Genomic DNA, 12377 nt, shown 5'->3' with positions numbered 1-12377 from the left:
CCTTCAGCGCTTCTTGCCGGTCTTGCGACGGCGGACGATGAGCTTGTCGCTCGGACGGTTGGGCTTGCGGGTGCGGCCTTCCGGCTGACCCCACGGCGAGACCGGGTGGCGACCACCGGAGGTCTTGCCTTCACCACCACCATGCGGGTGGTCGACCGGGTTCATGACGACACCACGGACCGTGGGGCGGCGACCCTTCCAGCGCATACGGCCGGCCTTACCCCAGTTGATGTTCGACTGTTCGGCGTTGCCGACCTCGCCGACGGTGGCGCGGCAGCGCACGTCGACGCGACGGATCTCACCGGAGGGCATACGCAGCGTGGCGTAGGGGCCTTCCTTACCGAGCAGCTGGACGCTCATGCCCGCGGCACGGGCCAGCTTGGCGCCACCGCCCGGACGGAGCTCCACATTGTGGACCGTGGTACCGGTCGGGATATTGCGCAGCGGCAGGTTGTTACCCGGCTTGATGTCGGCGGTCGGGCCGGACTCGATCGGGGTGCCCTGCACCACGCCCTTGGGGGCGATGATGTAGCGCTTCTCGCCGTCCACGTAGTGCAGCAGCGCGATGTTGGCGGTGCGGTTCGGGTCGTACTCGATGTGCGCGACCTTGGCCGGGATGCCGTCCTTGTCCAGGCGACGGAAGTCGATCAGACGGTAGGCACGCTTGTGGCCGCCACCGCGGTGACGGGTGGTGATGCGACCGTGGGCGTTGCGGCCACCCTTGCTGTGCAGCGGGCGGATCAGCGACTTCTCGGGGGTCGACCGAGTGATCTCAGCGAAGTCCGAGACGCTGGAGCCACGACGGCCCGGCGTAGTCGGCTTGTACTTACGGATTGCCATGAGTTCTTCTCTGCTTTCTGGATTCCCAGGCGCTTACGCGACCGGGCCTCCGAAGATCTCGATGGGCTTGCTGTCGGCCGAGATGGTCACGAGCGCGCGCTTGGTGTCCTTGCGCTTGCCGTAACCGAAGCGGGTCCGCTTGCGCTTGCCCTGACGGTTGGCGGTGTTGACGCTGGTCACCTTCACACCGAAGACCTTCTCGACGGCGATCTTGATCTGCGTCTTGTTGGAATCCGGGTGCACGATGAAGGTGTAGGTACCTTCCTCGATCAGTCCGTAGGACTTCTCCGAGATGACCGGCGCCAGCAGAATGTCGCGGGGGTCGGCGATCGTGGTCACTTGCTCTCCTCCTGTGCGGATTCGGCGGGGCCGTGCACGAAGGCGTTCAAGGCCTCGACGCTGAACACCACTTCGTCGCTTTCCAGCACGTCGTAGGTGTTGAGCTGATCCGGCGCGATCGGGTGCACGAACTCCAGGTTCTGCACGCTCTTCCAGCCCGCGATGTCCTCACGTCCGAGGACGAGCAGGAACTTCTTCCGGTCCGACAGCTCGGACAGGAACGACTTCGCGGTCTTGGTCGACGGGGTCTGACCCGAGACCAGTTCGGTGATCACGTGGATACGCTCGTTGCGCGCACGATCCGAGAGGGCGCCACGCAGCGCGGCGCGGATCATCTTCTTGGGGGTGCGCTGGCTGTAGTCACGCGGCTGCGGACCGTGCACGGTGCCACCACCGGTGAACTGCGGCGCGCGGGTCGAACCCTGACGAGCGCGACCGGTGCCCTTCTGGCGGTACGGCTTCTTGCCACCACCGGAGACCTCGCCGCGCGTCTTCGTCGCGTGCGTGCCCTGACGTGCGGCAGCGAGCTGCGCGACGACGACCTGGTGCATCAACGAGATGTTCGCGGTGGCATCGAAGATCTCCGCGGGGAGCTCGACGGTGCCGTTGGTCTTGCCGCCGAGTTCCTTGACCGGGAGGGTCAGGTTGGTCTTCTTCTCGACGCTGGTCATGCGTGCGCACCACCCTTCACTGCGCTCTTGACGGTCACGACGCTGCCCTTGCGACCCGGGATCGCGCCCTTGATCAGCAGCAGGCCGTTCTCGGCGTCGACCTTGTGCACCGACAGGTTCTGCGTGGTGACGCGGTCGTTACCCATGCGGCCCGACATGCGCATGCCCTTGAACACGCGGCCGGGGGTGGCGCAACCACCGATGGAACCCGGGCGACGGTGCACCGCCTGTGCACCGTGCGAAGCGCCCTGACCACGGAAGCCGTGGCGCTTCATGGTGCCTGCGAAGCCCTTGCCCTTGCTGGTACCGGTGACGTCGACGTAGGCGCCCTCTTCGAAGACATCGGCGTTGATCTCCTGGCCGACCTCGAAGGTGGAGGCGTCCGCGACACGGATCTCGGCGACGTGGCGGCGCGGGGTGACACCGGCCTTGGCGAACTGGCCGGAAACCGGCTTGTTCACCTTGCGCGGGTCGATGGCGCCGAAAGCGACCTGGACGGCGCTGTAGCCGTCGCGCTCCACGGTGCGGATCTGGGTAACGACGTTCGGTCCGGCCTTGATGACGGTCACGGGGACGACGCGGTTCTTGTCGTCGAACACCTGGGTCATGCCGAGCTTGGTGCCCAGGATGCCGGCCGCCGGCCTGTTCTTGTTGTCAGTCATATCTCGAGTCCCCGTCACTGAATGTTGACGTCGACGCTGGCCGGCAGGTCGATGCGCATGAGGGCATCAACCGTCTTCGGCGTCGGGTCGAGGATGTCGATCAGCCGCTTGTGCGTCCGCATCTCGAAGTGCTCGCGCGAGTCCTTGTACTTGTGCGGCGAACGGATGACGCAGTACACGTTCTTTTCGGTCGGCAACGGCACCGGCCCGACCACACGGGCCCCGGTGCGGGTCACCGTCTCCACGATCTTGCGCGCGGACGCGTCGATCGCTTCATGGTCATAGGCCTTGAGCCTGATGCGGATCTTCTGTCCCGCCACGCTAAGTGTCCTTTTCTCCGCTTATCGTTCGTGATCCGGAAGCCGGCTTCCGTACCACCTTCAATTGCACAGCCCGAACACACGAAGACGTCCCAGCCCGAGTGGATCAGGCCCGGAGGAGGCAGCCTGCGTAACTACGCAGGGCCCCCGCTCGGGCAAAATCCAACACAGTGAGACCGCGACCGGGACGTGCCCGATCCTCGCCGCTGTTCATCTGTCATGGTTCTCCGGTCCACGCGGTCGGGCGTGTCGCGCCGATCTTTGATCGGAATTCAACGCAGCCGCTCATTCCTCGGCCCCGGTTCGAAACTTCACCTGGCCTGGAACGTTTGTCCCGGACGCACCCACGCTGGATATCCAGCGAGGTACACGATTGGGTGTTGCTCGCCTCGCCACCCGCCACAACCGCCGAACGGCATGACCCGGTGCAAGGCAACCCGAACAGTATGCCCGACCGCGTTGGCGACTTCAAATCCGCCCCCTACCAACACTTCGCCAGCAGGTCAGGGCGTGAATCCCGGGCGCGCCCATACTTCCGCGACGCGGACGATCACGGGCGGTACGGGGGGCGCGAGAACGTCCGGGCAGATACGACTGCCGGAACCGCAGCTATCGACGTGCGCCGTGACCTTCTCGCCGCCACGCCCCCACCACTGGGAAACTTACTTCTGAGTAAGATAGGACCATGACGAAACCGACCGCAACCAATCGCATCTGGAACAAGCTGCCGGACAACCGGCTGGGACACACCCTGTTCTCGCTCGGCATGGTCGCCCGGGTGCCCTACTTCGGGACGGTGCTGCCGAGCGTCGTACGGCTGGAGCCCGGCCTGTGCGAGGTGACCTCGCCGAAGTGGTTCGGTATCCACAACCACCTGGGCACTTTCCACGCGATCGCGGCCTGCAACCTGGCCGAGGTGGCCATGGGCATGCTGAGCGAGGCCACGGTGCCCGACACGCACCGCTGGATTCCCAAGGCCATGAATGTGCAGTACCTGGCCAAGGCCGAGACCGGTCTGCGCGCAGTGGCGAAGCTGGCCGAGGTGCCCGACTTCACCCGGATCACCGAGGGCCAAGAGCTCGTCGTCCCGGTCGCCATCTACGACAAGCACGGCCTCGAGGTCGTGCACGCCGACATCACCACCTGGATCACCCCCAAGTAGGCAACACCGTGAGCGCGGCAAAGTCCCAACGCCGAGGCAGGCGGTGTCCTGCGCGCAGCGACGTACATACCCACTGCGCGACCTGCACACCGTCGCGGGTGTGCAGGTCACATGAGAGGTGTGCGGTTGGCCGCACCGGCGGGGAACACTGTTGCGGGCGCACGGGGGGAGCGGATTGAATGCCGAATATGAGTGACAGGGCGGTCCGGGAATTCGACCTCTGCGTGGTCGGGCTCGGGCCGACCGGCCGAGCGCTGGCGCATCGGGCGATGCGAGCCGGGTTCCGCGTCGCCGCCGTCGATCCTCGGCCGGAGCGGCCCTGGCCGCCCACGTTCTCCTGCTGGATCGATGAGCTGCCGGAGTGGTTGCCGTCGAGCGCCATTGCCGTGCGCATTCCGAAGCCGACGGTCTGGACGAAGGCCGAGCATCGAATCGACCGCCCCTACTGCGTGCTGTCGAAGATCGGACTGCGCGATGCACTGCCGCTCGACGACGCCACCGTTGTCGCCGGGCGGGCAACTCGTGTCGAGGCCCATGAGGTGGACCTCGCGGACGGCACGCCCCTCAGGGCCGCAACGGTTTTCGATACCCGCGGGCTGCCGACGCTCGGACAGCGCCGCGCGGCCAGCGCACACGGCATCTTCGTCGACGCCGAAACCGCCGCGCCCATGGTGACCGAGGGCGAGGGTCTGCTGCTCGATTGGCGTCCGGAGAACGGCGCTGGACCGGATGAGCCGCCGTCGTTCCTCTATGCCGTCCCGCTCGGTGACGGCACGGTGATCTTCGAGGAGACCAGCCTCGGCCTGCGCGGCGGCATGCCGCAGCACGAGTTGCGCAGGCGCACGCTGAACCGCCTTGCCGCACACGGCATTCGACTCACCGGCGCCGAGCCGACCGAGGCCGCGCACTACCCACTGGATCAGCCACCGCCGAAAAAGGGCACCGCCCAAGCGATTCCGTTCGGCTCTCGCGGCGGCATGATGCATCCCTGCACCGGCTACAGCGTGGCCGATTCGCTGGCCCTGGTCGACACCGCCGTCGCAGCGCTCCGACAAGGCAGCGACCCAATTGCCGAACTCTGGCCGTGGCAGGCCCGCCTGGTCTATTGGATGCGCATGCGCGGCCTCTGGGGCCTGGGCCGCCTGACCACCGAACAGTCCATTTCCATGTTCGACACGTTCTTCAACGCCTCGCCCCGCGGCCAGCGCGCCCTACTCTCCGCCCACGACGACTACACGGTCCTCGGCGCCGTCCTCTTCAACACCGTCGCCCGCACCTGGCCGTTCCGCTGGCGCTACGACCTGGTCGGCTGGACGAATCGAAACCGCTGGGTCGGTTTCGATTTCGCCGCAGTCGAACGCGAAGAGGGACGGATCGGCTGACGAAGGTCAGGCGCCGGTTTCGGCGGCGCGCTGGTAGCCGCGGATCGCCGGATACGCGAACAGAACGATGAGCCCGAGAACCCAGGCGACGGTTTTCAACAGGGGTTCGGCGACGGCACCGCCGTAGGACAGTCCCTTCATCGCATCGATGGCGCAGCTCATCGGCTGATTCGCGACCACGTCCTGCAACCAGACCGGATAGGCGATCACCGGCACGAACCCGGAATTGAAGAACATCAGCAGGGTGTTGACGATGCCGATAATGCTCACCAGCATGACGCCCTCGGTAATGGTCGCCAGCGCCGTGACCAGCACCGCGAAGCCGACACCGAACAGCACCGGAATGCCGATCAACGCGATGGCCGCCAGCGGCCCCTGCCCGAAGCGGAAGCCGAGGGTGAAGCCGACCGCGATCACGAACAGCGTGGTGACCAGCACGCGGACCGCCTCGGCGAACAGCCTGCCGGTCAGTCCGGCCGCCCGATGCACCGGCATGGTCCAGAACCGACCGAGCAGTCCGGTGAACTTCTCACCCTTGAAGCCGAGCGCGCTGACCACCGCACCGGACATCGCCGCGACCAAGGTGATCAACGCGACCTGTCCGTAGATGCTCGGTTTACCGGTGGCCGCGGTGATCGAATTGCCGAGTACGACGCGGAACATGAAAAGCGTCAGTGCCGGATAGATCAGCGTCTGGATCGTGGTCGCGGGATCGCGCGCCCACACCAGCAGCAGCCGCTTGCACTGGATCAGGCTGTGCGTGAGCCAGGTCGACAGCGCGCGTTCGGATGGCGTGGCCACCCGCGGTAGCGGGTCGAATACGTCCACCTCGGTGCGCTCCAAGGTCTCGACAGAACTCATGACCGCCTCACACTCGCCCAGATCGCCAACGGGATGAAGACGATCGCCATACCGCCGAGCCAGGTCAGCGGCACCCACAGCACGTCCCAGGCCACCCCGTTTTGGGCCATATCGCGCAGCGCGAAGGAGAACTGGGAGATCGGCTGATTGCGCACGAACGGCCGAATCCACATCGGAAAACTGCGTTCCGGGACGAATCCGCAGGACAGCATGCCGAAGATCAAGGTGGGCAGAGTCAATGCCTGACTCAGCGATTCCGGACTCTTGGTCAGGCTGCCGAGCGCGTCCGCGCCGAGTGCGAGCACGGTGCCGACCGCGATCGAGAACACACAGAACAGCACTGCCTGACCGAGTCCGGCGACGAACCGGAAGCCGATCATGTAGCCGAAGATGATCGCCGCGGTCAGCGCGGTCAGCGAACGAACCAGGCCCGCACCGATGCGCGCGCTCAACGGCACCAGCATGCCGATCGGCATCGTCTGTAGTCGCGTGCTCAGACCGGTCAGCGCCTCGTATGCGGACAGCTGCGCATTCGACATCATCGTGAACGCCATGGTCTGCAGCACGATGATCGGCATGACGAACTGGGCGTAATCGATGCCCTGGAACTTCATGACATAGCGCAGCGGCAGATAGAAGCCGAGCGTGAACACCAGCGGGGTGATCATCGCGACGATCAGTTCGCCCTTGACGGCCATGGTCCGCACAATGCGTCCGGCCAGCGCCCGCCACTGCGCGAAGTAGGAGAGCCTGGCCGTGGGCAGCTCGGCGAAGAGCAGCGCCGAATCGGCCCGCTCGACGGTTGTGAAACTCACTAGTGGCCGCCCGAATGGCCGGTGATGGAGAGGAAGACATCGTCGAGCGAGGGCCTGCGCAGCGCGATATCGGCCAATTGGATCCCGGCAGCGTCGAGCCTGCGCAATGCCTCGGACAGCGTGGTCGCGCCGTCGGGTGCGGGAATCGAGATCCGGTCGCCGCCATCGAGGTCGGCGAGTACGGCAGCGGGCACCAGATCACCGAGTGCGGTGGCGGCCTTGCCGAGCTGGGCCGGAACCAGCGGCACTACCTCGCAGTAGCTGCCGCCGGTCTTCTCCTTGAGTTCGTCGGCGGTGCCCTCGGCGATCACCGTGCCTTTATCGATGACGATGATGTTGTCGCTGAGTACGTCGGCTTCCTCGAGGTACTGCGTGGTGAGCAGCACCGTGATGCCCTGATTCTTCAGCGCGGTCACCAGATCCCACACGCCCTGCCTGCTGCGCGGATCCAGGCCGGTGGTCGGCTCGTCGAGGAACACCACCTCGGGGCGCACCACCAGTCCACAGGCGATATCGACCCGACGACGCATACCGCCGGAATAGTGGCGCACCGCGCGACGGCCCGCGTGCACGAGGTCGAATTCCTCGAGCAGAGTGTCGGCGCGCTTGCGGGCGGCCGATTTGCCCAGGCCCATCAGTCGGCCGAACAATTCCAGGTTCTCCCGGCCGGAGAGGTTCTCGTCGAGCGCGGCGTACTGGCCGGTCATCATGATCGAGCGGCGCACACCCGCCGGATCCTTCAGCACATCGTGGCCCGCGACCACGGCGGTGCCGGAGTCCGGGCGCAGCAAGGTCGACAGCACTTTGACCATGGTGGTCTTGCCCGCGCCATTGGGCCCGAGGATGCCGAGCACGCTCGCCCGTGCGGCGGTGAAGCTGATGCCCTGCAGCGCGTGCACATCGCCGAATGACTTCCGGACATCCGCAACCGCGACCGCGACCTCATCACCACCATCGATGGGTGGTGGCTCGCTGGTATGCGAATCCGCTTGGTTCAAGCTCGGCATCAACTCTCCACTGTGTCTGATCGGCGGTGTTCGCGGGCCCGGGGCGGCGACCGCGGGTCGCCAAGAGCGTGGGCATGAATACATCCCGGTTGGTGATCCCTGCTGCCAAGCGTGATGTTACCGGCAGAGGCATCCCCACAGGGCAGACCGCGCCATACCCAGCGGACTGCAGCCTAAGTGTGTCCTTACTCACATTTCTTTCCGCCGATCCACCTGACCGGAGAACATCGCTGGTAGCGGCCCTCGAGGGGCAGCGTAGGGGCGGTAGCGATACCTTGTCCGGCCGTCGCGGCGACCATAGTCTGCTAGACGGGGGAACACGCACTCACTCGTTTGCGGCAGCGCTGATTCGCCAAGCGTTCAGCGGCCTGCGGCGGATCGACCCTGCGAGAGGTGACCATGGCCGAGACCGCGCAGCCGAGACTGGCAGCGCATACGGGAGGATCGGGCCGACCGAACGTGCTGACGTCCTATGACCCGCGCACCGGCGAAATAGTCGGCAACTATGCCGTGATGAGCGCGGGCGAAATCAACCGCACCGTGCGCGCCGCCCGCTCCGCCGAAAAATGGTGGGCGGAACTGGGATTCAACGCCCGCAAACGGTGGCTACTGGACTGGAAACGCAGTATCGCCAGGCGCGCAGGCGAATTGGTGGAAATCCTGTGCGAGGAAACCGGAAAACCGCAGGCGGACGCGGTAATCGAGGTGATGCTCGCCGTCGAGAATCTGGATTGGGCGGCTCGCAATGCCGCACGCGTGCTGGATCGGCGCAAGCTCGGCTCCACCTGGCTGACCCGCAATCAGCACGCGTCGGTCGGCTATCTGCCGCTCGGCGTGGTCGGGGTGCTCGGGCCGTGGAACAACCCGGTGTTCACCCCGATGGGCTCGATCGCCTACGCGATGGCCGCGGGTAATGCCGTGGTTTTCAAACCCGATGAGCTGACCACCGGCGTCGGGGTCTGGCTGGCCGACAGCTGGAACAAGCTCGCGCCGAATCAGCCTGTGCTGCAGGTCGTTACCGGCGATCAGGCCACCACCGCGGCGCTGTGTCGCGCCAAGGTGGACAAAATCGCCTATGCCGGTTCGGATGCCGGCGCACGCGAAGTGATCACACTGTGCGCGCAGACCTTGACGCCGGTGGTGGTCGAGCGGAACGGCAAGGGCACCATGGTGGTTCACGTCGACGCCAAACTCGACGAGGCCGCCGAGGCCGCGGTATTCGGCGCGATGGCCAATGCGGGCCAGAACTCCACCGGCATCCAGCGGGCCTATGTCGCCAACTCCGTCTACGACCGGTTCCTGGAACTGGTGATCGAGCAGGCGCGGCGGCTGCGGCCCGGCGCGGACAAGCGCGCGTCCTACGGTCCGATGATTCTGGAATCGCAGGTCGACGTGGTGCGCAAACAGGTGCGCGACGCACTGGCCAGGGGCGGGCGCGCGGTGGTCGGCGGACTGGATTCGATTCGCGATCCCTATATCGAACCGATCGTCTTGACCGAAGTGCCGGAGGAGAGCGTCGCGATCACCGGCGAGGGCATCGGACCGCTGCTGATCGTCAACAGGGTCGCGAATATGGACGAGGCGGCGCAGCGGATCAATGCGGTCGGCAATGGTGTCGCGGTGTCGGTGTTCACCCGGGATGTGCACGGCATCGAATCCTTCGCCGAGCAGCTGCGGGTCGGCGTTGTGACCATCAATTCTTCGACCACCTACGCCGGTATTCCGGCCCTGCCGTTCGGCGGGGTCGGCGAATACGGGCAGGGACACCATCACGGCGATCAGGGACTGCGCGAGTTCAGCCGGACGCTGGCGATCGCGCGCAAGCGGTATCGGGCGGCGGTGAATCTGTCCACCTTCGACCGGCACCCACGGCATCTACGCACGGCCAAGGCCATCTTCCGGCTGCGCCACGGTCGCTTGAGCTGACCCCAAGCGCGCGGATCACGCAATCCGCACCCGCGACAGAGCGAGTCCGAGCCGTCGAAACGCATGCGACGACGTCGCAGGACTCAACCATCCAGCACGCGTGCACCAGGTGCCAAACGCCCCGCTATCGGTGACCCCGACGGAGCGAGTCTTACGAGCGACCGTTCGCGGCCCGTCTCGCGTCCGAGTCGTCGAAGCGCATGCGCCGCAGGCGCGAGTCTCGACGGCTCGGACGCGAGACACCCGGGGGCCGCGAACACGCAGCGCCGAAGGCGCTGCAATCAGACAGAGCCCAAAAGTACGGCCTCCATCAGGGCGCAGACGCGGGCCAGTTGTTCGGGCCGGGGATCGAATTTGGTCAATCGGCCCACGTCGATCACCTGAGCGATGGCGGCGTGCACGCGGAAGCGCGCCTCCACCGGATCGCCGTCGAGCAGGTTGGCCCACTCCAGCACGTTCTGGCGCTGGATGGCGCGCAGCTTGTGCTGTTCGGCCTGCGGCAGATTGCTGAATTCGGCGTAGTAGACCGGCATGATCTCCGGCATCGAGAAGGTGAGCCGGGCCTGGCGGTAGGCGATGCGCCGGACCGCGTCCGGACGGCTGGTGGCCTCGGCGAGCGCCTCGGTGATCGCGATGGCCACCCGGTCGCCGGTGCGATGGAAGGCGGCGGCGAGCAGGTCGGCCTTGCTGGTGAAGTACCGGTAAACGCTGGAGGCGTTGATACCGACGGCCGCGCCGATTTCCTCGATACTCGCCTCGTGATAGCCCTGGCGACCGAAGATCCGGATCGCCTCGGTGAGCAGCTGTTCGCGTTTCGAGGTGACCGGCAGGCCGCGGGTGGCCGGTCCGGGCTGGGGCTCGGTCGGTGCGGGCGGCAGTTCGGCGCGCAGGATCGACCAGCTCATCTCGCGCAGCAGCGGCATCAGCCGGGCGGTGGCGAGCGTGGTGCGATGCGAGGAGATGCTGGCGATGGCGCTGAGCACCCCGGCGGCGAGCATTGCCACATCGGCGGGCGGTGCGGTGGGGCGCAGCTGTCCGATCGGTTCGGCCAGCGTCGAGTTGAGCGCGTCGTAGACCTTCCTGATCCGGGCGCGGTCCTCGGCCTCCAGGTAGCGCCGCTCCCAGCGATACAGTCCGGCCTCGCGGCGGATATCGATGGTGTGTTCGCTGATCGCCTTGATCAGGGCGTCGAGCCTGGGTTCGGGCTCCAGATCCGGGTCGTCGGCGGCGCGCGCGATCTGCAGCAGGTGCAGTGCGCCTTCTTCCGCGGCCGCGACCAGCAGCGCGTACTTGTTCGCGAAGTGGCGATACAGCGCGGGTCCCGAGATGCCTACCTCCGCGGCGATCTCGTCGACGCCGACCGGGTAATACCCGCGTTCGCTGAACGCGCGCGCGGCGGCTCGGATGATCTGGACCTTGCGATCCTTCGGGCGCCGGCGCACCGACTGTGCCTGCGCCGCGCCCGTCCCGCTCCCAACCGCGTCAGGCCGCGCGGAAGCGAGACCGACCTCGCTGCGATCCGCGACCATGTAGCTCTCCGTTCCGGTACGGCGCTGCTGGTTGACAGCGCCGGACAAATCATCCTAAGTTAACCACAATTCGCAAAGTTAACCACCATTCATGGTTCCCGCTAGTGATTGCTTGCAGATCGCTCGAAAGAACCAGACCCGCCGACTTCCAGACCAGGAGCGCCAAATGAGCCAACCGGATTCCGCGATCACGCCCGCGGGTTTCAGTGCCGTCCACGACGGCAAGGTGCTCCGGGTCACGATCACCAAGCCCAAGCGCAAGAACGCCATCGACTACGACACAATGGTCGCCCTCGGTGACACCTTCCTCGCCGCCGCCGAGAACCGCTCGGTGCGGGTGATCGTACTGACCGGCGAGGGCGGCGACTTCTGCACCGGGGCCGATCTTTCCGCATCGGCCGCCGAGGCGCAGCGCGGCATCACCTCGGACATGGTGATGGATGCGGCCAACCGGCTCGTGAAAGCCATTGTGGACGCACCGATCCCGGTCATCGCCCGAGTCAAGGGCGCGGCCGCGGGTGTCGGCGTCGGCATCGCGCTGGCCGCCGATCTGGTTTACGCCGCCGAGGATTCCTACCTGCTGCTCGCCTTCATCAATATCGGTCTGATGCCCGACGGCGGTGCGGCGGCCATGGTCGCCGCCGCGGCCGGACGCCCGCTGGCCGCCGAAATGGCCCTGCTCGGCGAACGACTCCCCGCGCCCTCGGCCAAGGCGGCCGGACTGTTCACCGCCGTGGTTCCCGAGGACGAACTCGACGCAAAGGTCGAGGCTGCCGCAGCCAAGATCGCCGCGGGCCCGCGCCGCGCCCTCGAGCTCACCAAGAAGGCGCTCAACGCCGCAACCCTCTCGGCGCTGGACACCG

The 12377-nt window shown here is 66.4% G+C and carries 13 protein-coding genes; 4 read left to right on the top strand and 9 right to left on the bottom strand.

Annotation, left to right across the window (positions count from 1 at the left end):
- Window positions 1-3 precede the first annotated feature (3 nt).
- The 5 genes from rplB to rpsJ are packed head-to-tail and all read right to left on the bottom strand — an operon-like array spanning window position 4 to window position 2832.
- The gene (gene rplB / locus ON44_RS04640; protein WP_040686548.1) at window positions 4-840 is read right to left on the bottom strand and encodes a 50S ribosomal protein L2; all 837 of its coding nucleotides are present in this window, start codon (window positions 838-840) and stop codon (window positions 4-6) included.
- Window positions 841-873: 33 nt separating this feature from the next.
- Complete coding sequence (gene rplW, locus ON44_RS04635) at window positions 874-1179, bottom strand: 50S ribosomal protein L23 (protein ID WP_040686547.1); 306 nt, start codon at window positions 1177-1179, stop codon at window positions 874-876.
- Window positions 1176-1850, bottom strand: a complete 675-nt coding sequence (rplD, locus tag ON44_RS04630; protein WP_040686546.1) for a 50S ribosomal protein L4 — start codon at window positions 1848-1850, stop codon at window positions 1176-1178. The genes rplW and rplD overlap by 4 nt, the downstream gene beginning before the upstream one ends.
- Window positions 1847-2512 (bottom strand): 50S ribosomal protein L3, encoded by a 666-nt coding sequence (gene rplC, locus ON44_RS04625; protein WP_040686545.1) that lies wholly within the window; start codon window positions 2510-2512, stop codon window positions 1847-1849. The genes rplD and rplC overlap by 4 nt, the downstream gene beginning before the upstream one ends.
- Window positions 2513-2526: 14 nt before the next feature.
- Entirely contained in the window at window positions 2527-2832 is a 306-nt protein-coding gene (gene rpsJ / locus ON44_RS04620) for a 30S ribosomal protein S10 (RefSeq protein WP_003938093.1), read from the bottom strand.
- A 685-nt stretch (window positions 2833-3517) separates the two neighbouring features.
- Here rpsJ and ON44_RS04615 point away from each other — a divergent pair.
- Both ON44_RS04615 and ON44_RS04610 read left to right on the top strand, forming a co-directional pair.
- Window positions 3518-3994, top strand: coding sequence for a hotdog fold domain-containing protein (locus tag ON44_RS04615; protein ID WP_040686544.1), 477 nt, complete (start codon window positions 3518-3520; stop codon window positions 3992-3994).
- Between the two features lie 188 nt (window positions 3995-4182).
- Window positions 4183-5376 (top strand): lycopene cyclase family protein, encoded by a 1194-nt coding sequence (locus ON44_RS04610; RefSeq protein WP_040686543.1) that lies wholly within the window; start codon window positions 4183-4185, stop codon window positions 5374-5376.
- 6 nt (window positions 5377-5382) lie between these two features.
- On the opposite strand, the gene ON44_RS04605 is transcribed toward ON44_RS04610, so the two are convergent.
- The 3 genes from ON44_RS04605 to ON44_RS04595 are packed head-to-tail and all read right to left on the bottom strand — an operon-like array spanning window position 5383 to window position 8059.
- On the bottom strand, window positions 5383-6237 hold the full coding sequence (locus ON44_RS04605) for an ABC transporter permease (RefSeq protein WP_040686542.1): 855 nt from the start codon (window positions 6235-6237) through the stop codon (window positions 5383-5385).
- Entirely contained in the window at window positions 6234-7016 is a 783-nt protein-coding gene (locus ON44_RS04600; RefSeq protein ID WP_373283126.1) for an ABC transporter permease, read from the bottom strand. The genes ON44_RS04605 and ON44_RS04600 overlap by 4 nt, the downstream gene beginning before the upstream one ends.
- Window positions 7017-7051: 35 nt before the next feature.
- On the bottom strand, window positions 7052-8059 hold the full coding sequence (locus tag ON44_RS04595; protein WP_169338037.1) for an ATP-binding cassette domain-containing protein: 1008 nt from the start codon (window positions 8057-8059) through the stop codon (window positions 7052-7054).
- Between the two features lie 399 nt (window positions 8060-8458).
- Between ON44_RS04595 and ON44_RS04590 the strand changes: the two genes are divergently transcribed.
- Window positions 8459-9985 carry an aldehyde dehydrogenase family protein gene (locus ON44_RS04590; protein ID WP_083897653.1) on the top strand — a complete coding sequence of 509 codons (1527 nt, stop codon included), beginning with the start codon at window positions 8459-8461 and terminating at the stop codon, window positions 9983-9985.
- A 281-nt stretch (window positions 9986-10266) separates the two neighbouring features.
- On the opposite strand, the gene ON44_RS04585 is transcribed toward ON44_RS04590, so the two are convergent.
- Window positions 10267-11514, bottom strand: a complete 1248-nt coding sequence (locus ON44_RS04585) for a TetR/AcrR family transcriptional regulator (RefSeq protein WP_040686540.1) — start codon at window positions 11512-11514, stop codon at window positions 10267-10269.
- A gap of 166 nt (window positions 11515-11680) precedes the next feature.
- On the opposite strand from ON44_RS04585, the gene ON44_RS04580 reads away from it, so the two are divergent.
- A partial coding sequence (locus ON44_RS04580; protein WP_051181518.1) for an enoyl-CoA hydratase-related protein occupies window positions 11681-12377 on the top strand: 697 nt, incomplete at its 3' end.

It is taken from the genome of Nocardia vinacea NBRC 16497, assembly GCF_000308835.1.
In the GTDB taxonomy this organism is placed as follows: Bacteria; Actinomycetota; Actinomycetes; order Mycobacteriales; family Mycobacteriaceae; genus Nocardia; species Nocardia vinacea.
Note: the sequence above shows the minus strand (reverse complement) of the source record. Positions and strands in the feature narration are given on the sequence as shown.